The sequence below is a fragment of the Sporolactobacillus sp. STSJ-5 genome (assembly GCF_024385605.1).
Taxonomy (GTDB): Bacteria; Bacillota; Bacilli; order Bacillales; family Sporolactobacillaceae; genus Sporolactobacillus.
In genome coordinates this window covers 164,063-184,129 of sequence record NZ_JANFOJ010000001.1, presented here as the reverse complement: position 1 = coordinate 184,129, position 20,067 = coordinate 164,063, and the positions used below count along the sequence as shown (strand labels likewise).

Below are 20,067 nucleotides of genomic sequence, written 5' to 3'. Positions count from 1 at the left end.
GAAACATGAAGAAAAGGTACAAAAACATGGTTAGCGGAAACGTATTACTCGGAAATGGTAAACGATTTATAAACACATAATTGAAGAGAGCAGTTGGATTTTTTTCTTATTGCCTTCTGTTTAACTCGCTTCAGCCTTGGAAATAATGCCTTATAAGAATGATGATACGGCAAGCAGGCGTTAAAGCGCAGCTGAAATGGGAGGCAGAAGTTTATGAATTGGATGGTATTGCTGATTTTCACACAAATATTTTTTGGCGCGATTATTGGTCTGTATTTTTGGAGTTTACTGCGCAATCAGCATGTGCAAAAAATTTCAATTGATAAGGAATCAAAAAAGGAAATGGATGAATTGAATAGGATGCGTCGTCAATCACTGTCTGAACCGCTCTCTGAGCGTATTCGCCCAAAAAAGCTTGAAGATGTGATCGGACAGCACGACGGAATTATCGCTTTACGAGCTGCTTTATGCGGCAAAAACCCGCAGCATGTGATTATTTACGGGCCGCCAGGTATCGGCAAGACAGCGGCAGCACGACTTGTTCTTGAAGAGGCGAAAAAGAATACGGAATCGCCGTTTAAGCCGTCGGCACCATTTGTGGAATTGGATGGAGCAACTGCGCGTTTTGACGAACGCGGAATTGCTGATCCATTGATTGGCTCCGTTCATGATCCAATCTACCAAGGGGCAGGAGCAATGGGCCAGGCAGGTATTCCGCAGCCGAAAGAAGGCGCTGTGACACATGCGCATGGCGGTGTTCTTTTTATTGACGAAATTGGTGAATTACATCCGATTCAATTAAACAAGCTTTTGAAAGTATTGGAGGATCGCAAAGTATTCCTGGAGAGTGCTTATTACAATGAAGAAAATCGTCAAATTCCGGCCTACATCCATGATATTTTTAAGAATGGATTACCTGCGGATTTTCGCTTAATTGGCGCGACAACGCGTCGCCCCGAAGAAATTCCTCCGGCTATCCGCTCACGCTGTCTTGAAATTTTCTTCTCTGATTTGAGCCGCTCGGATATTCGTATGATTGCTAAGCGAGCTGCAACGAAATTAAATCTTGATGTGGCAGATGGATGCTTAGAGAAAATTGCTGATTACGCGAAGAGCGGGAGAGAGGCCGTGAACATGATTCAGATTGCTGCAGGTGTAGCCGCATCGAAAAATTCCAAGCCGGGCACTATTGGTCTGGAACAAATCGAATGGGTCGTGCGTTCCAGCAGGCTCACGCCGAAGCCAAATCGCAAGGTCCCTTCTGCACCTGAAATCGGTCTCGTTAATGGACTGGCTGTTTACGGGCCGGGATTAGGCGTCCTGCTTGAGGTTGAAGCGTCTGCGGTGAAAAGCCGGCATGAAGGCAGTCTGACAATTACCGGAATTGCAGAAGAGGAGTCACTCGGCTCTTCATCACGAACAATTACGAGAAAAAGCATGGCACGGGCATCAGTGGAGAATGTGCTTACGGTGCTCAACCGAATGGGTTTGGCGGCGTACCGCTATCATATTCATGTGAACTTCCCCGGAGGTGCACTTGTTGATGGACCGTCTGCAGGAATCTCTATGGCGGTAGCCATCAGTTCAGCAATTCTGCGTCGAAAAGTCTACCCGGACATCGCAATGACGGGCGAGCTCGGTCTTCATGGACAAGTTAAGCCGATTGGCGGTGTGATGGCCAAGATTGATGCGGCAGTAGAGGCAGGGGCAAAGCGTGTGATCATACCGGTCGAGAATATGCAGGAGACCTTAAAGCAATACGACAAGGCGGAAATCATTCCGGTTAATTCGCTGCACCAAGTACTCGAACTTTGTCTGCACCCTGAAGAAGTGCCAATCAAAAAAGATGTGCACACCACGCTTACTGACATGCTGGGAAATCATCCACTCTCTGCGCGACCAATCGACGCGGGAGTGGAGAAGCAAGGGTAACTAAACGCATTATAAAAACTGCCGACTTTAAAAGCCGGCAGTTTTTTTCTGAAGCAATTTGCTAATGGCACGTTGAATTTTACTCATGCATTAAATTAATTTTTCATGCATGATTACTAGGATCTATGCGTAGATCAGGAATTTCACGCAGGACCCAAACGTTTTCAAAAATGGATGATATCCATGATTGATTTGCGAACTTGAATCGTCTCATATTGGACAGCACCAATAAAATTAAGATAGAATGTGTATACATGAGCAGATCACCTGAATGGTGACCTGAGGAGAGATGACGTTGAAAATTATACAAGCAGATTACTTGATTAGTGCCGTAGGACCGGCACAGTATCCGACGAACGGCTTGCCTGAAATAGCACTTGCCGGGCGTTCGAATGTCGGCAAATCATCGTTTATTAATAAAATGTTGAACAGAAGGAATCTTGTCCGAACCTCTGAGAAGCCCGGCAAAACTCAGAAGCTGAACTATTTTATTATCAACAATGAATTTTATTTTGTCGACGTGCCCGGTTATGGATACGCGAAGGTATCGAAAAAGGACAAAGAGGCATGGGGCCGGATGCTTGAGGCTTACTTTGCAGAACGCGAGGCATTGAGTGCTGTCGTCCACCTGGTGGATTTGCGCCATCCGCCATCCAAAGAAGATATTCAAATGCATGAATTTCTCTCTTATTATGGACATCCGGTGATCACCGTTGCAACAAAGGCGGACAAGATTCCCAAAAGCAAATTTCAAAAGCATAAACAAATCATTGTGCGTGATCTGGGACTGAAAGCAGATGATCCGCTCATCCTGTTCTCTTCATTTAATGGAACCGGAAAAGAAGAGGCTTGGCGTGCACTTGATCCTTTTTTGAATTAAAATAAACGTGGTAAAGTTGTATGCGGCGCATTTTGATGAATGAATCGGAATTTTTGTAGTCAATATGAATGACATCGAGCGTGCATCCAGGTTTTGATGCACGCTTTTTTAATCAGATTAAGTTTGAAAGAGCAGTTGTTGATCAATACAGGCGTTTTTTCGAATAAACAGTTCATCATTCAGCGCTTTTTGTCTGTTAGGGGAATGTGATCAGAAGATACGGAAGTGTGAAATGATTGGGAGGAGAAAAGAACATGAACTTTAGTAAATCGATTGCCGCTTATGAAAAGGCGAAACCGCTTATGCCCGGCGGAGTCAACAGTCCGGTGCGTTCCTTTCCGTCTGTTGATTTGAGTCCGATTTTCATGGACCACGGGAAAGGATCGAAAATTTATGATATAGATGGGAATGAATACATTGACTATGTATTAAGCTGGGGACCGCTCATTCTCGGCCATGCTGATGAGAAAGTGATTGATTATATCAAAGAAACTGTTGAAAAAGGGACGAGTTTCGGTTCACCAACACTGCTCGAAACCAAACTTGCCGAGCTTGTCGTTGATCGCGTTCCATCAGTAGAAAAAGTGCGTTTTGTCAACTCAGGAACAGAGGCGACGATGAGCGCAATTCGGCTTGCACGCGGGTACACGGGCCGTGATAAGATCTTAAAATTTGAAGGCAGCTATCACGGCAGTGCCGACTCGCTGCTTATAAAGGCAGGCTCTGGGGTTGCAACACTTGGACTTCCCGACAGTCCCGGTGTTCCGGCACAGCTAGCCAAAGACACCTTAACCGTTCCTTATAACGATGCTGAACGGGTCACTGAGGTCTTTAAACAATATGGCCATGAGATTGCTTGTGTGATTGTCGAACCGGTCGCAGGAAATATGGGTGTTGTTCCGCCGGTCGAGGGATTTTTGCAGGCACTTAGAGAAATAACACAGGAATACGGATCTTTACTGATTTTTGATGAGGTGATGACCGGTTTTCGAGTTGCTTATGACTGCGCACAAGGCTATTTTGGAATTACACCAGATTTGACGACGCTTGGGAAAGTAATCGGAGGCGGAATGCCTGTGGGTGCTTATGGCGGCCGTATGGATATTATGAGCCAGATTGCTCCGGAAGGACCGGTATATCAGGCGGGGACTCTGTCGGGCAATCCGATTGCGATGGCGGCTGGATATATGACACTCAGTCAGCTGACACCGGAAGACTATCCGGAATTCCGCAAGAAAGCGGACCGACTGGCGGAGGGCTATAAAGCTGCTGCCGCAAAATACGGCATTCCTCTTACTGTTAATCAGGCAGGCGCAATGATGGGGATTTTCTTTACAGATCAAAAGGTCATTAATTATCAACGTTCGAAATCGTCGAATCTTGAACATTTTAAAACGTATTTTGCGGAAATGATCGAACAGGGAATTTCACTGCCTCCGTCTCAGTTCGAAGGCGTTTTCTTGTCAACAAAACATTCCATGGAAGACATTGATAAAACGGTTCGTGCCGCAGAGTATGCATTCAAGAAGATTGCAGAATTAAACTAAACAGATGAGTGGCCGGAATGCATGTATTCCGGCTTTTTTCTTATTTAGAGCTAATAAAAAGTAAAAACCTGAGAAACACTATGCATGAGTTTGAGATCGTACGATTTGAGGGTGGTCGAGTCATGCATTTTGTTCGTATTGCGATTGAGTTGGTCGTTGGGTTCACAGCTCTTTTTTTCATGACCAAAATATTGGGGAAGGCAACGCTTGCCCAGATCACAGCTTTTGATTTTATTTCCGCAATCGTTCTTGGCGAATTAGTCGGAAATGCTCTGTATGACAAGCAGATCGGAATAGGCTCCATTTTATTTGCGGTTGCTTTGTGGGGGCTGCTGATCTATGTCGTTGAATGGTGCACGCAAAAGTTTCGCGGCTCACGCGGATTTCTTGAAGGACAGCCATCGATAATCATTCGAAATGGCCATTTGGATCGAGAGATGATGAAGAAAGAAAAACTGGATATTGACATGCTTCAGAATCTTTTAAGAAGGAAAGATGTCTTCTCCATTCGTGAAGTGGAATATGCGGTTCTGGAGACCGACGGAACGGTGAGTGTATTGAAAAAGTCGCAATATGCCACGCCGACAATGGAGGATTTGCAAAAGCCGAGAAAACCGGTTTATTTGCCTGTGACCATTATTGATGACGGCGAAGTAGACTGGGGTAATTTGAAGGCAGCGGGCCTTAATGAGGATTGGTTATTGAAGAACCTTCGATCACACCACATTCACAGCTACAAAGAAATCTTTTATTGTGAATGGAAAAAGGATGAAGGGGTATACATTGAAAAAATGTGAGAAGCCTTTTTTTGTGGCTTGAAAAGGGGATCATGATTTTTATTCCGTAAATTACTGAGTTGATGAGAATTGGCTTTACTTTATGCAATCTTGCCTGTTACATTTCAACGAGCACAATAAAAGCGAAAAATGGTCCTCAAGGAAGCTTAGGCACTTTTGCCCGGCTTTCTTTTTTTAAATTCATGGTTTTGTATGTCTTAAGACGATAGGCGACTGCCGTCATTTGTTTGAACAAACCCCATCGGTCCTATATATGATCAGAAATGATTGGGCATATTTCCATACTTCACGCATAGAACAGTATTAAGAACGGATGAGAGGGTGGAAGGGATGTCTCAATCTTCGAATGATCGCTTGCAATTTTCAATAAATGAATCGGTGTGGCTAAGAAATGACGCACCTGCTGAAGAAATATTATCCATGGCTCTAGAGCCGGACATCACAGTGGAAGAAAATTGGAATGATGTTACCATTAAAGGTTTTCTCCGTCTTACGGGGGAATACAAACCGGCTGAGGTCTCGAATACGACCGGTGATGCAGATCATAATTCAGCACCTTTTCGAACCATTGACGAAATTATGGATACGGGTAATGGCACCGATACGCTGGAACACCATTTTCCAATAGACATTACCATCCCGGCAGATCGCGTGCCGAACCTGGAGGATTTGTTTGTCGTCATTGATTCGTTTGATTACGAACTGTCCGAGCATCGGCATATTCAGCTCCAAGCGGATATCGCAATCACCGGTTTAACGAACACGAACCCGGGCGATCGTACTGAGAAACCAAAGGCACAAGCACCGATCGAGCAGCCTGTTGCCCCTCAGCCTGAAGCGCCGAAGGAAACGGTGCCAACGAAAAAGCCTGAAGCGAAAGCACCGACGAAAAAGCCCGAAGCAAAGGCTCCTGCAAAAAAAGAAGAAAAACCTGCTAAAGCAGAAAAGAAAGCAGCAGAAACAAAGCCTGAGACGAAAAAATCTGCAGCTGACAAAACACCATCATCTAAAGCCGAGGAAAAGCCTGCTCAGAAAGATGCTGCGAAAAAACCTTTGAATCCGGCAACTAAGAGTAAAAGAACACTGGGTGATGATCTGACCGGTGAATTTGAGGAAATGCCGACAGATCAATTGAATGATGAAGCAGATGCGGATTTTCAATATGAGGCCTTTAGAAAACCGGAAGACGAACCTCAAGAAAGCGGTGCACCGCTTGTTGCTTTTAAAGGACAGTCCTCAGGCCGGTCAGAAGCAGCCGCTCCAAGTGCGCAACCAGCTTCACCAGCCCCGACTCCTGCAGCTCAAAATGAAGAAAAGATTTCTGAGACAGAAAGTGCGCAGGATGAGAGCACAGGTAAAGAGAAGAAGGCTGACGCGACCAGTCTCTTTTTGACCAAAATGCTGGCTGGTGATGAAGCAGAGCAAAAGACTCGGGTGAAAATCTGTATTGTCCAGTCCGGTGATTCGTTAGAAAAAATTTCGGAACGGTACCATGTTCCGGTGACTAGTCTGCTGCGGAAAAATGATTTGACTTCAGGAGACATTGAAGCGGGCGAACTTCTTTATATTCCAAAGACTGCTAAGGCGGCACAGGATGACAAATGAGCAAGGTGTCCTTTTGTCTGCCTTACAAGCTAATTATTATTTTGGACAATTAAGAGTCGTGCAAGAGCGGCCGCTTCTTGTAGAAACAGAAAGAGGCAGAAAGAAGATAAGAATTTGGCAGAATGAAGCCTTGTTGAAGCTGCATCTGAAGTGGCGTGAGCGCTTGATCAATGACGACTTTTTCATTGACCGTATGTATGTGACTCGTTCAGGACTGCCATCGGTCCGCATGGGCAGCCTTTCAGTAACATGTCATGACGCACCTTTAGAACCAGTCCAATTGGATGGAAATGAAGCACTCTTGGCAACTGCATTGACTCGACTTGTCCAATATAGTCGTGATGTTCCAGCTGAAGAAGTGCCGAACTCTGCTTCAGTCCGTGTGCGCAGCTTGTATGAGCAGGCGAAACAGATCGGATTTCAAGATCACGATACTTGGAAAATGGTATCTTCCTGCTTTTCATCGGCCTGTGCACGTGCTGAGGAAGCAGATCGATTGAGAGAGCCATATCAAAATCGACGTTCGGCATTCATTCTGCCGGAGGACTTTTCCCTTCAGTCATGTACAGCCATTTTTGATACCTTATTCCTTGAACTCGGTCAGTCACGGCCCGTTGACGGGTGCAGATTATTAGCACGCTTCTTTTTGGCAGAGAGCATGGATCATAGGAAGCAATCCATGAACAACCTCTTTCAGGCATTGAAGGATCAAAAGCTTTTTGATCGTGAAACCGCCGATTTGTTGCAGGCAGAGTGGCTTGAACCCGGTGAATGGATGCGACTGCTTGAATCTGGAATCAATAGGGAACAAATGCAAAGCGATCCATTTTCAATCGAGGAGTTTAAGCAAATATGGGATCAGAAAATTAAGCTGATCCATTTATTCAAATCCGTTTTTGCGCAATCCGGAGATGCGGGTGGGGGTGCGGCACGTGGAGCAGACGGACAACAATCGGATTAATCGAATACTTTTTCATTATGATCTCGTGCCTTACAATCTTGCCGTTCGAGGCAGTTTGATCCGTGTCGACACTCCGGTCGGTTCATTTGCGTTAAAGCAGAAAGTATTGAACGATCAGCAAATCCGCAGTCTTCAAACTGTTTATACGTTGACACGCCGCATGGTTATCGATGCGGTTTGTCCGCTTCCGTCTAAATATGGCGACTTGGTGATTCGCGGAACGGAAACGAGTTATTATTTGCTGCCCTGGTTCACTGAAACCGTTGATCCTTCGAATCTTCAGGAACGATACCGCCACCTTTTTATCAAGGCGGGTCAGCTACATCGAAAAACACTTGAAAAAAAAGCGGACAGTACCAGTCTCTATCAGGGTATGGTGCGTGTGCTGAACCAGCGGCAAATGATCTGGGAGCAATTTCTTTACAAAGCGGAGCATCATGTCTATCCGTCCCCGTTTGAGCAAGCTGTGCTCAAGTCTGCGTTTATTTATCTCGAGAATATGCAGCGTGCGCGCGATTTCTTTTCGCATGAGAAAGATGAGGAAGGCAAAAACAAGACGATGCGGCGTGCACTCTGCCATGGGCGCCTGAGTCCGCTTCATTTGCTGATTGAAAATGAAAGAAGCTGTCTGACGAATTTCGAAAATAGCGAAGACGGCTTTTTTGTTGTGGAAACCGCCATGCTTTTTGAACAGGCAAATGCCATGCTTGGATCGGAACAAACGGATTGGCAAGGATTTTATGAATCGTATCGTGCTGCTTGTCCGTTGAACGATGAAGAGAAAAATTTTCTTACTCATTTTCTTTTATTTCCGAGCGCGCATGCTGAATTACTCAGCAGATATCTCTATTCAGGACAAATCGATGAGCAATGGTTTGTTAAGCGCTGGATCGATCTTTGCCGAACGCACATGAACATGTTCACATCGATAAAAGAGAGAATGGATGAGGAACAAAAAAGAGAAGAAGAGCGAAAAGCGAAAGAAAAGGCTGCGAATGAAAAGGATGAAAAAGAACATCAATGATGTGTCAAAGCCACTTTTTTAAATAACCGACGTAAAGAAAAAAAAGAAGAGCGGTAAGCATCACATCCATGGATGTCGGCAGAAAAATGGTACGAATGAGTTGGAAAAGGGCAAGTGGAAGCACAACAACACTGAGTCCTTCACGACATTTTTTTAAAAAGGGTTGAAATCGATTATTTTTGAACATATGCATAGCTCCTTTCGTTTATAAAGAATCCAGACTGGCTATGCTATAGTTTATGAAAACTGTTTTGCCTATGTGATCGAATTTTTTTCCAATGAGCATTGACGAGCAGAACAGTAACTATATATAATAAATACAAAACACATCAAGTTCTGTGTCAGAGTGAAAATGCTGGGACAGGGAGTAGTACACATTGTTAAGCTAGAAGAGGAATGCAGAGTTTTTGAACTTCCTCTATAAGAGAGAGAAGCTGTTGCGCTGAAAAGCTTCTTTAGCCAAAGATGTGGAAGTAGCCCTTGAGCAGTCTTTCTGAACGACTCTAATGGGTCAATTAGGAAATTCCGGGAATCCGTTATCGAATGAATGAGACGCGACATGTACGCGTGAATATAGGTGGTACCACGGAGTTTTCTTCGTCCTTGTGACGAAGAAAACTCTTTTTTGCGTTCATCCGGCTCATTGAAGTGAGCATGAAAATAGAGATTCAAGGGAGCGGTAAATGATGGATAAAGAATTGGCAACGAAATATGATCCGAGCCTGACTGAGGAAAAGTGGTATAAGACTTGGCTGGAAAAAGATTATTTTAAAGCGGAAGGAGATCCGGAAAAGAAGCCGTATTCGATTGTTATTCCGCCTCCGAATGTAACGGGCAAGCTGCACCTTGGCCACGCTTGGGATACGACGATGCAGGATTTGCTGATCCGTTTTAAAAGAATGCAGGGTTATGACGCACTTTATCTACCGGGTATGGATCATGCCGGTATTGCAACTCAGGCTAAGGTCGATGCAAAGCTGCGCGAGGAAGGAAAATCGCGTTATGATTTAGGACGTGAGAAGTTTCTTGAAGTCGCTTGGGAATGGAAAAAAGAGTATTCGACGTTTATCAGGAAGCAGTGGGCAAAGCTTGGTTTGTCCCTCGATTATTCAAGAGAACGCTTTACCCTTGATGAGGGATTGTCCAAAGCGGTACGCAAAGTCTTTGTTCAGCTTTATGAAAAAGGACTGATTTACCGCGGCGCGTATATTATCAACTGGGATCCGGCTGCGCGCACCGCATTGTCTGATATTGAGGTAATTTATAAAGAAGTACCGGGCTTCCTGTGGCACGTAAATTACCCGCTTGCCGATGGTTCAGGGTCAATCCAAATTGCGACGACTCGTCCGGAAACGATGCTGGGCGATACGGCCATTGCCGTACACCCTGACGATGAACGCTATAAAGACATCGTCGGCAAAAAGGCGATTCTGCCGCTTGTGGGACGCGAAATTCCGATTGTTGCCGACAGCTATGTGGATCAATCATTTGGAACCGGTGCTGTAAAAATTACACCGGCACATGACCCGAATGACTTCGAAGTCGGCAAAAGACATGATCTGCCACGAATTCTGGTTATCGATGAAACCGGAAAAATGAATGAATTTGCTGGTAAATATCAGGGCCTCGATCGTGACGAATGCCGTAAGCAGATTGTGAAGGATCTTGAGGCATCCGGTGACCTTGCCTATGTTGAAGAGCATACACATGCTGTCGGACATTCCGAGCGGACCGGTGTTGTTGTCGAGCCGATTTTGTCAACACAATGGTTTGTCAAAATGAAGCCGCTCGCTGAGGCGTCGCTGAAGATGCAAGAGACTGATGATCAAGTGAATTTTGTTCCTGAACGTTTCGAAGGTACCTATAGGCACTGGATGGAAAACATTCGTGACTGGTGTATCTCCAGACAGCTGTGGTGGGGCCACCGCATTCCGGCGTGGTATAACAAACAAACGGGAGAAGTTTATGTCGGCTTGGAAGCGCCAAAGGATATTGAAAACTGGAAACAGGATGAAGATGTGCTGGATACTTGGTTCAGCTCGGCACTCTGGCCATTTTCAACAATGGGCTGGCCGGATGAAAAGGCAGCGGATTTTAAACGCTATTTTCCAACAAACGCACTTGTGACCGGGTATGATATAATCTTTTTCTGGGTCGCACGTATGATGTTCCAGTCAACAGAATTTACCGGTAAGAGTCCTTTTAGAGATGTTCTCATACATGGCCTTGTACGTGATGAACAAGGACGGAAGATGAGCAAATCGCTCGGCAACGGCATCGATCCGATGGATGTCATTGCAAAATACGGTGCTGATGCACTTCGCTATACTTTGGCGACAGGCACGACCCCGGGCCAGGATCTGACTTTCCAATGGTCGAAGGTCGAAGCGAATTGGAACTTTGCAAATAAAATTTGGAACGCTTCGCGGTTCGTCATTATGAACCTTGAAGGATTCTCTCTAAACGATATCGATTTGTCCGGAAAACAGTCTGTTGCCGACCGCTGGATTTTGACTCGTTTGAATGAAACCATTGAAAAAGTCACAGCGCTTTATGAAAGCTACGATTTTGGTGAAGCTGGACACTACCTCTACCAGTTCATTTGGGATGATTTCTGCGATTGGTACATTGAAATGGCGAAGCTGCCACTCTATGGCGAGGACGAAGCTGCAAAGCAAACTACAAAGTCGATCTTGACTTATGTGTTGGATAAGATTCTTAAAATGCTTCATCCAATCATGCCATTTGTTACTGAAGAAATTTGGCAGCATATTCCCCATGAAGGCGAAACGATTATGCACAGTGACTGGCCAACGGTGAAATCGGAATGGAATGATGCTGAAGCTGACAGAGAAATGAGTGCTCTGCAAACGGTCATTCGTTCTGTTCGCAACATTCGTGCGGAAATGAACGTCGCACCAAAGAAACCAGTCGATATGCTGATCAAAACGGCTTCAGAGCGAGAAACGAAAATTTATGAAGCAAATAAGAACTATATTGAACGATTCTGTAACCCTGCGACTCTGCAGATTGGAACGGATGTTCAAGCTCCGGATAAATCGGTTTCCGCCGTTATTTCCGGCGCTGATATTTATCTGCCGCTGTCCGGTCTGATTAATATTGAAGATGAGATTAGCCGTTTGAATAAAGAACTGGACAAGATGAACGCCGAAGTTGAGCGTGTTGAGAAAAAATTGGGCAATTCACGATTCGTTGACAAGGCACCGGAACAAGTTGTTGCCAAAGAACGCGAAAAGCAAGCAGATTATATGCAGAAACGTGATAAATTACAAGCAAGAATTGCTGAATTGAACGCCTGATTAGGATAAAATAGAGATTACTATCACTGAGATGCGACGGTGGCGGGATTCGACTGATCCGCCGCCGTTTTCTTAATTATTTTTAAGGTTCAGAATTGCTATTCGGAGGGTTGGAAAATGTTTGAAACATGTAACGAAGCCTTGCAATGGATTCGAAGTCTTATTCCTTTTGGAATCAAGCCGGGCATTGAGAGGATGGAATGGATGCTGGACAAGCTGGGAAATCCGGAACGCCGAATCCAAGCAGTTCACGTAGGCGGTACGAACGGAAAGGGCTCAACTGTTTGTTTCCTTTGGCACATTTACGAGGCTGCCGGTATGAAAGTCGGGACCTACACATCCCCTTACATCACTTCTTTTAATGAGCGGATGATGGTGAACGGTCAGTCGATCAGCGACGAAGACCTAATTAAAGCGGCAAACATGGTGTACCCCTTGACGATTGCCGTAGACCATGAGACTGATTTTGGCAGCCCAACTGAATTTGAAGCGGTGACAATGATTAGTTTCGTTTATTTCGGCTTGCTCAATCCATGTGATCTCGTCATTTATGAGGTCGGTCTAGGCGGACGCTTGGATTCGACAAATGTCATTCACCCGCTTGTATCTGTGATTACGAATGTCGCCATGGATCATATGAAGGTTCTTGGTAATACAATTAAACAGATTGCCTTTGAAAAAGCGGGCATTATCAAGCAGAATACCGGTATTGTGACAACAGCGGAACATCCGGAAGCCCTTGAAGTAATTCGTGAGAAAGCAGCGGAAAAAGAATCAAAATTATTTATTCTGAACGATGCATTTACTTTCAGTCCGCTTGGTCATGACAGCGAAGGAGAACATTTCAATTTTGATGCAGGTTTGAGGCAATTTTGCCAACTGACGATACATATGAAAGGCGAGCATCAGCTGAAAAATGCTTCCGCGGCTTTAATGACCGTTTGCTATCTATCGACGTATTGCGGCATTGCTGTGAGTGTGGAGGCGATCCGCATCGGGTTGAAAAGGGCGGCATGGCCGGGGAGGTTTGAACGGATGATGAATCATCCGCAGATTGTCATTGACGGCGCTCATAACGTTCAAGGGACAGAGGCACTAGTTCGAACCGTGAAAAGGTATTACGGAGGTAAAACCATTCACCTTCTGTATGCTGCACTTCAGGATAAGGAATATAAGAAAATGGTTCAGTTGATTGAAAAAGCAGCTGACGACATTACGTTCACTACATTTGATTTTCCTCGTGCTGCAAGCAGTGATTTGCTGTATAACGCTTCACTGCATGCGAAAAAAAGACAGAATTCGAATTGGAAAGCGGCACTTCATCGAATGATTGGTGAGACTGGTGAAGACGAACTTTTACTGATTTGCGGCTCACTTTATTTTATTGCGGTTGTCCGCGACGAATTACTCACAGGCGAACGGTTGCGCTAAGGAGTTGAATTTTACGAAACCGGTTCTTAAATAGTACATTATTACAAAAAGTTGAGAAGGTTTTGAAAAACCATTTTCAACTTGTTTTTGTTTTGCTACAATTAACATTATTATTAGTAGTAAAATAGTATTAGGATAATAGATGATCAATCTCCAAAATCGCACAGGCTAGCATAAAGGAGGAAGTGCGATTGTCCATAATAAAACAACGGGTAATTACTGCTATTTGGATCCTGACATTCTTTTTTTCTCTGCCGATCATTTATACGATCGATCCGCCGCGGAACATTACACCTGCTTCTTTATTAACTGTGACGATTGTTTTTGTACTTACCGGACTCTTTAGTTTTAAAGTAAAAGGAACGGATATTATTGTTCTCCAAGGTATTGGACTCGCTACATTCTTGATTTTCGGATTCTTTGTTGAAACGTTAATGACGCAATTTTGTATTATTGTTTATTTGCTCACTCAGAAAATCGGAAAAACGGATGCCTACCGCATTCCAATTAATTTGACTATGTTTCTATTTGTCTCCATTTCATCTGGTTCAACTTATTTTGCCCTGGGTGGAAAAGCGACGGAAGTTACAGTTAATGTGCTTGAACTGAGTTTGCTCCCGATTTTCGGTTTTTATTTCTCAGCATATTTGGCAAATACGGTTGCACTTATGTTCATTCGCAAATGGCTTTTAAGTACGCCTATTAAGGTTAAGATGTTTGACCGAGATTCTGTGTGGGAAATCACAATTACCTTATTGATGATGCCGCTGGGTATTGCTTTTTACCTGATGTATGCGTCCTGGGCCTGGCTGGGGATGCTGATGATTGCGATACCAATGGTTACACTTTCAATTATCATGCGTCAAATCAACAATAACCAAGAATTAATTCGTTTCTTGCAAAGTGTCAATCATTTTGGCCAGCAACTAACAGAAGAACTGTCTGTCAGTCACGTCTTCGATCTGCTTTTTGAAAAAATGCCGACCATGCTTCCAGTTGATTATCTCTATGTGGTTTTGTACACTCAGCCTGAACGGCCGAAGCTTGTCCGGATGTACAGAAAGGACCAAGGTGAATTCTTTGTACCCTTTCAGCAAGAAGCAGATATCAGCCTGAGTGTTTTCAGGCAAGCAAAGGCGATTATCGGATCAGGGAATGCGGGTGATCTGTACCCTTTTCTCGATGCGCTTTCGAATGGACAAGCAAAATCATATCTTTCTGTCCCCATGATGCATCGCGGGCAGGTGATCGGTGTGATGACACTGGCATCCCACATGTCGAAATCTTATACGAACACCAGCAGAATTGGTATCGAGATTGTCGGCGATTTCCTCGCAATCAGCCTTGAAAACGCGAAGAATTTTGAAATTCGCAAGAAAGAAAGCGAGCGCTGTCCGCTCACCGACTTGTTTAACTATCGATATATGATGAAAGCAATCAATAAAATGTATAATAATCCATCATTAGAGGTCTTTTCGATTATTATGATGGACATTGACAATTTTAAACAGATTAACGATACGTACGGACATCAGAACGGCAATGCTATTTTGATCGGTGTCGCCAATCGTCTGCGAAAAACAGTCGGTCATAAGGGCACGGTTGCCCGGTATGGAGGCGAAGAGTTCACAGTACTTTTACCGGGAATGGATCGAAATATGTGCTTTGCAATTGCAGAAACGATTCGACTGGCAGTTGCTGCAGAAGCATTTATGATTTTCAACGAATCGGAGAACCGCTATGACAAGATTCTTGTCACCATAAGTTTGGGTACATCGACTGCGCCGGTTGATGCGACAGATCCTTCTGAACTGATTTACAATGCGGATCACGCTATGTATAAAGGAGCCAAGCAGCAAGGGAAAAACCGCGTTGCTCGTTATATTTAATTGAAAGGATCTTGTACTGATTCCGCCTGATCGCTTAAATACATGAATTTGTGAAAAAAACAGCGAAAAAAATTGTGGACGAGACGACAAATGTCTCGTCCTTTTTTATTTCTGCTATGCTAAGCTATTCGGAAGCAGAGTTTCGTTTCGTGTAAGGGGGATCGATGGTCGATATGCCCGAAAAAAACAAAAAAATGCCTCAAGTAACGATTACATTCAATGGGAAAAAGCACACGATGGAAGAATGGACAAGGCGTGAGACAGCGGCAGATAAGGATAAGTCTTTGGACTGGAATGCCGCGTTCTCCGAAGAGCATGTACCAACGGACCGTCAAACGCAAACGATTGTCGATGAGGATGCATTTGTTAAACCGAAGCATTTTATTTTAAATCGAAGAAAGAAATGGCACTCGTCTTCGAGCAAATCATTCGGTCCGTTAGCGACAATTCGGTTCATTTGGCTTCCGGCAGCTGCTGCTTTAGTTGTCGGCCTCGCGATTGGTCTGACGATGCTTATGATTTTCAATGAGCAGAATCCGAAATCTAATGATACATGGACGAGTAACAATGAGTCAGCTCAATCGGGTAAAGAAAGATCAGAAGCGGTGTCGAAAAATGATCTGAATTTGTCCGTATATGTCATTCAGGCAGGACTTTTTGGCTCAGCAGACAAAGCGGAGCAGATCGCAAGTGAGCTCCGAAGCCATGGACCGGCAGCAGTGATGCCGGTTACAGGGGGAACAGCAATCTTTGTCGGTGTTGCCCAGACGGATGCAGGAGCGACTCAATTGCTCGCCCATTTCAAAGGCCTAGGGATGACTGTGTTCAAAAAGAAAATACCCATTAAAGCTAGTCAGACGATCTTAAAGAAACAATCGCAGTCCGACGCTGCACTGGCCTATAAAAAATTGATTCAAGGATTGCTTTCATTAATGGAACAATCGAAGAACGGCACACATGCGGCAAATGCCAGTTCTTTGAAAACAGTGGACAAGCTTTATCAGAATGCGGCAAAAAGTGCTGAAAATACAAAAGCGAAATCTTTACTGAATCATGCGAGGATGGCACGCCAAGTGATCGGAAAAGTGTCGAATGAGAATTATAGTGCTCAATTTCTTGCTCTGCAGCAGGAACTTTTGAATACACTTGCTGATTATAATGATCTCGTCCATCCATAATGTTAGAAAAATTTAATTTAGCCGGATTTTCTATTTTTGTGACATAAACATGAGATCTATGTCGAAAATAATGAGCAACAGCCTGCAAAACCTTCACGTTTTCACTGTTTTCCATTCTGCAGAGTTTTCTGAAACAAGATATGCTGTATTTTAACAGGTATTGCCATGCAGAATGGAGGAATTGAAAATGGTCAAGAATATTATGATGAAGGATGTACCCCAGGAGGATCGCCCGAGAGAACGTTTGATTCGCGAAGGTGCATCTGCTCTTTCCAGTCAGGAGCTGCTGGCTATTCTTTTACATTCGGGCACCAGAAATGAATCTGTTATGCAGCTTGCCGAACGCCTTGTCTGCCGTTTTGAGGGACTGGATCTCCTCAAGGAAGCGAGTATCGAAGAATTGAAACAGGTCAAGGGTATTGGCACAGCAAAGGCAGTTCAGCTTCTGGCGGGATTCGAAATTGGGCAGCGGATGGCGAGAATGGTTCATGATTCCCGCTACGCGATCCGCTCACCTGAAGACGGGGCAGACTATGTCATGGAAGAGCTGCGTGTCTTGAAGCAGGAACACTTTGTCGTGTTGTTCCTGAATACAAAGAATCAAGTGCTGCACAAGAAAACAATCTTTGTCGGAAGTTTGAATGCGTCCATTGTTCATCCGCGTGAGGTATTCAAGGAAGCGGTCAGGCAATCTGCTGCGTCCATTATTTGTTTTCATAATCACCCAAGCGGTGATCCGACGCCCAGCCGAGAAGATATCGACGTTACCAAGCGTCTTGCTTCATGCGGGAAGATGCTCGGTGTTGATGTTTTGGACCATATTGTGATTGGTGATCGGCGTTTTATCAGTTTGAAGCAGAAAGGCTTACTTTAATGAGTGGGACTAGGCAGAGATTTTACGGTCATTTCGCTCAGCCCCTATAAATTCAAGATCAATTAAGATATAATCAAGTGTATGAGTTTTGCAACCTGAAGGGAGATTACATAGATGTTTGGCGGATTTTCTAGAGATATGGGCATAGACCTTGGTACGGCGAACACTTTAGTGTACGTAAAAGGAAAAGGTGTTGTCGTCAGAGAACCATCTGTCGTTGCTCTGCACACGGATACCGGCTTGATTGAAGCGGTAGGAACTCCGGCTAAGAATATGATCGGACGTACGCCTGGCAATATCGTAGCCGTTCGGCCAATGAAAAATGGTGTCATTGCGGATTTTGAAACAACAGCGACCATGATGAAATATTTTATAAATCAAGCGCAAAAGCAGCGCTCAATATTTTCACGCAAACCTAATGTGATGGTCTGTGTTCCATCCGGAATTACGGCCGTTGAAAAACGTGCGGTTGAAGACGCAACAAAGCAGGCTGGTGCACGCGAAGCATATACGATTGAGGAACCTTTTGCAGCTGCTGTCGGAGCAGATCTTCCGGTCTGGGAACCGACAGGAAGCATGGTAGTCGATATAGGCGGAGGAACAACTGAGGTTGCTATTATTTCGCTTGGCGGAATTGTAACCAGTCAGTCCATCCGAATTGCCGGAGACGATATGGATGAAGCGATCATTCAGTACGTAAAGAAAACCTACAATCTGATGATTGGCGAACGTTCGGCGGAATCGTTAAAAATTGAAATTGGTTCTGCCGGAGGATCGGAAGAAATGGAAAATGCAAAGATGGAAGTGCGCGGCAGGGATCTTCTGTCTGGTCTTCCTAAAACGATCGAAGTGTCGGGTAAGGAAATAGCCTCAGCACTGCATGACTCAGTCAATCAAATTGTTGAAGCAGTAAAGGTAACCCTTGAAAAAACGCCGCCAGAACTTGCAGCGGATATTATGGATCGGGGAATTGTGCTGACCGGAGGCGGAGCGCTTCTGAATAATTTGGATCATGTGCTCAGCGATGAGACTAAAATGCCGGTTATTGTAGCGGAAAGTCCACTCGATTGCGTCGCAATCGGTACGGGCCGTTCATTAGAAAATTTGCCTTTAATTCGTTCAAAGGCGAATTCGATTTCCGCTGCCAAAAGAAAATAATTCAGTTCAAAGTTAATAATTAAGCAGGTGTCCGTATGCCTTCATTCTTTTCAAATAAAAAATTAATTGTCCTCTTGACCAGTCTGATTGTTCTTATTGCGCTTATCAGCTATTCATTAAAAGAAGGTACGCGCGCAACATGGACCGAACAATTCGTTCAGGACGTTGTTGGAGGGTTTCAATATGTTGTCAATGTGCCCGCTCGCTATGTAGCGGGTTTCTTTGAGAATGTCAGCGATATTGAAAATGCCTATAAAGAAAATAAACGTTTAAAAGAAAATTTAACAAATTATGCAAGTGTCGAACAAGAGAATAGAGATCTGACTTCGCAAAATAAGGAACTGAAGGCACAGCTGGGTATGAAGAATGATCCTTCTCTCTCTGAGTACACAAAGTATTCGGCGACATTAATCAGTCGTTCGTATGATCAGTGGAACCAGCTTCTTACGCTTGATAAAGGAAAAGTAAATGGAATAAAGAATGGAATGCCGGTCATTACTTCGGGGAAGCGCTTGGTTGGAAGTGTGACTAAGGTTGGCAACTTTACAAGTAAAGTTTCGCTTATTTCCGATGATCAAAATGTTAACCAGATATCCGCCATGATTGAACCGAAGAATGGTGACACCATCTATGGCATGATTGAAGGTTATAACCAGAACAAAGGAACACTTCTTTTTGGCAAAATACCAATTAAGGCAAAAGTTAAAAAGGGACAGACGGTTACCACTTCGGGCTTGAGCGGTAAATATTCAAAGGGGCTCGTGATTGGCACCGTAACAAGTGTGTCAACGGACCAGTACGGACTCACAAAAGCGGCTCAGATAAAACCGGCGGCTGATTTGAATCATTTAAACTACGTGCTTGTTATTGAGAAAAAGAAGCAAGTGGGGGGGAAGGGAAATTGAAGCAGAGTAAAATCTTCATCCTTCTCTTCTTTCTCTTTCTCATTCAGGGCACAGTGATGCCGCTTATCCCCTTTTATTCTGTTGGAAACAACGTTCAGATCATTTCTGAATTTGTTTTAGTAGCGTTGCTCATGCTTGCTTTCTTCGGATCACTGAGTTGGGGATTGAAGTATGCTATTTTGTTTGGGTTTTTAATTGATATTATTTATGCATCTGTTCTAGGTGTTTATGCTTTTTCTCTGACACTTACTGTATATTTGGTGTATTCGATATCCAAATGGGTGAACATGAACACCGCTATGACCATTCTGCTTGTTGCGGTTGGTGTCTGTATGCAGCAGTTTGAGGTTTATGTGATTTATCTGATGATCGGCGTGACCGATCAGCAACTCGGGTTTTTCTTTCAATTTCGTCTTCTACCTACAGTATGCTTAAATGCGGTTTTTACTATGCTTATTTACTATCCGTTCAGACGTTTTTTTGAAAGGCTCTCGGACGGGATTGAAAAATAAATCCGATCAAGCCGATAAATGTATCGTTGGAGCTTTTACACTTTTTGTTTCAAA

At 44.2% G+C, this 20,067-nt stretch carries 16 protein-coding genes; 15 read left to right on the top strand and 1 reads right to left on the bottom strand.

Annotated features, from left to right (window positions below):
* The first annotated feature begins 213 nt into the window (after positions 1-213).
* The 7 genes from lonB (at position 214) to NOM01_RS00955 (ending at position 8,746) form a co-directional block, all read left to right on the top strand.
* Positions 214-1,932, top strand: coding sequence for an ATP-dependent protease LonB (gene lonB / locus NOM01_RS00985; RefSeq protein ID WP_255745603.1), 1,719 nt, complete (start codon positions 214-216; stop codon positions 1,930-1,932).
* A 289-nt stretch (positions 1,933-2,221) separates the two neighbouring features.
* Positions 2,222-2,812 carry a ribosome biogenesis GTP-binding protein YihA/YsxC gene (gene yihA / locus NOM01_RS00980; RefSeq protein ID WP_370645888.1) on the top strand — a complete coding sequence of 197 codons (591 nt, stop codon included), beginning with the start codon at positions 2,222-2,224 and terminating at the stop codon, positions 2,810-2,812.
* A gap of 254 nt (positions 2,813-3,066) precedes the next feature.
* Positions 3,067-4,359, top strand: a complete 1,293-nt coding sequence (gene hemL, locus NOM01_RS00975) for a glutamate-1-semialdehyde 2,1-aminomutase (protein WP_255745601.1) — start codon at positions 3,067-3,069, stop codon at positions 4,357-4,359.
* A 122-nt stretch (positions 4,360-4,481) separates the two neighbouring features.
* A complete protein-coding gene (locus tag NOM01_RS00970; RefSeq protein WP_255745599.1) occupies positions 4,482-5,156 on the top strand; it encodes a DUF421 domain-containing protein in 675 nt (224 codons plus the stop codon).
* Between the two features lie 330 nt (positions 5,157-5,486).
* A complete protein-coding gene (locus NOM01_RS00965; RefSeq protein ID WP_255745598.1) occupies positions 5,487-6,761 on the top strand; it encodes a LysM peptidoglycan-binding domain-containing protein in 1,275 nt (424 codons plus the stop codon).
* Positions 6,751-7,722 carry a hypothetical protein gene (locus tag NOM01_RS00960; RefSeq protein ID WP_255745596.1) on the top strand — a complete coding sequence of 324 codons (972 nt, stop codon included), beginning with the start codon at positions 6,751-6,753 and terminating at the stop codon, positions 7,720-7,722. Before NOM01_RS00965 ends, NOM01_RS00960 begins: the two co-directional genes overlap by 11 nt.
* Positions 7,694-8,746, top strand: coding sequence for a protein kinase family protein (locus NOM01_RS00955; protein WP_255745594.1), 1,053 nt, complete (start codon positions 7,694-7,696; stop codon positions 8,744-8,746). Before NOM01_RS00960 ends, NOM01_RS00955 begins: the two co-directional genes overlap by 29 nt.
* A gap of 4 nt (positions 8,747-8,750) precedes the next feature.
* Here the strand turns inward: NOM01_RS00955 and NOM01_RS00950 are convergent, their stop codons facing one another.
* Positions 8,751-8,933: a hypothetical protein gene (locus NOM01_RS00950; RefSeq protein WP_255745592.1), complete on the bottom strand. Its 183-nt coding sequence runs from the start codon at positions 8,931-8,933 to the stop codon at positions 8,751-8,753.
* A 499-nt stretch (positions 8,934-9,432) separates the two neighbouring features.
* Here NOM01_RS00950 and NOM01_RS00945 point away from each other — a divergent pair, with 499 nt between their 5' ends.
* From NOM01_RS00945 to mreD, 8 genes are all read left to right on the top strand, one after another.
* Positions 9,433-12,066 (top strand): valine--tRNA ligase, encoded by a 2,634-nt coding sequence (locus tag NOM01_RS00945; RefSeq protein ID WP_255745590.1) that lies wholly within the window; start codon positions 9,433-9,435, stop codon positions 12,064-12,066.
* 117 nt (positions 12,067-12,183) lie between these two features.
* Complete coding sequence (locus tag NOM01_RS00940) at positions 12,184-13,497, top strand: bifunctional folylpolyglutamate synthase/dihydrofolate synthase (RefSeq protein WP_255745588.1); 1,314 nt, start codon at positions 12,184-12,186, stop codon at positions 13,495-13,497.
* A 191-nt stretch (positions 13,498-13,688) separates the two neighbouring features.
* Positions 13,689-15,386 carry a sensor domain-containing diguanylate cyclase gene (locus NOM01_RS00935; protein WP_255745586.1) on the top strand — a complete coding sequence of 566 codons (1,698 nt, stop codon included), beginning with the start codon at positions 13,689-13,691 and terminating at the stop codon, positions 15,384-15,386.
* Positions 15,387-15,559: 173 nt separating this feature from the next.
* Positions 15,560-16,564 carry an SPOR domain-containing protein gene (locus NOM01_RS00930; protein WP_255745584.1) on the top strand — a complete coding sequence of 335 codons (1,005 nt, stop codon included), beginning with the start codon at positions 15,560-15,562 and terminating at the stop codon, positions 16,562-16,564.
* Between the two features lie 187 nt (positions 16,565-16,751).
* The gene (gene radC, locus NOM01_RS00925; RefSeq protein WP_304654712.1) at positions 16,752-17,438 is read left to right on the top strand and encodes a RadC family protein; all 687 of its coding nucleotides are present in this window, start codon (positions 16,752-16,754) and stop codon (positions 17,436-17,438) included.
* Between the two features lie 114 nt (positions 17,439-17,552).
* Positions 17,553-18,596 (top strand): rod shape-determining protein, encoded by a 1,044-nt coding sequence (locus tag NOM01_RS00920; protein ID WP_255745582.1) that lies wholly within the window; start codon positions 17,553-17,555, stop codon positions 18,594-18,596.
* A gap of 35 nt (positions 18,597-18,631) precedes the next feature.
* Positions 18,632-19,501, top strand: coding sequence for a rod shape-determining protein MreC (gene mreC / locus NOM01_RS00915; RefSeq protein ID WP_255745581.1), 870 nt, complete (start codon positions 18,632-18,634; stop codon positions 19,499-19,501).
* Positions 19,498-20,013 carry a rod shape-determining protein MreD gene (gene mreD / locus NOM01_RS00910; RefSeq protein WP_255745579.1) on the top strand — a complete coding sequence of 172 codons (516 nt, stop codon included), beginning with the start codon at positions 19,498-19,500 and terminating at the stop codon, positions 20,011-20,013. Before mreC ends, mreD begins: the two co-directional genes overlap by 4 nt.
* Positions 20,014-20,067 lie beyond the last annotated feature (54 nt).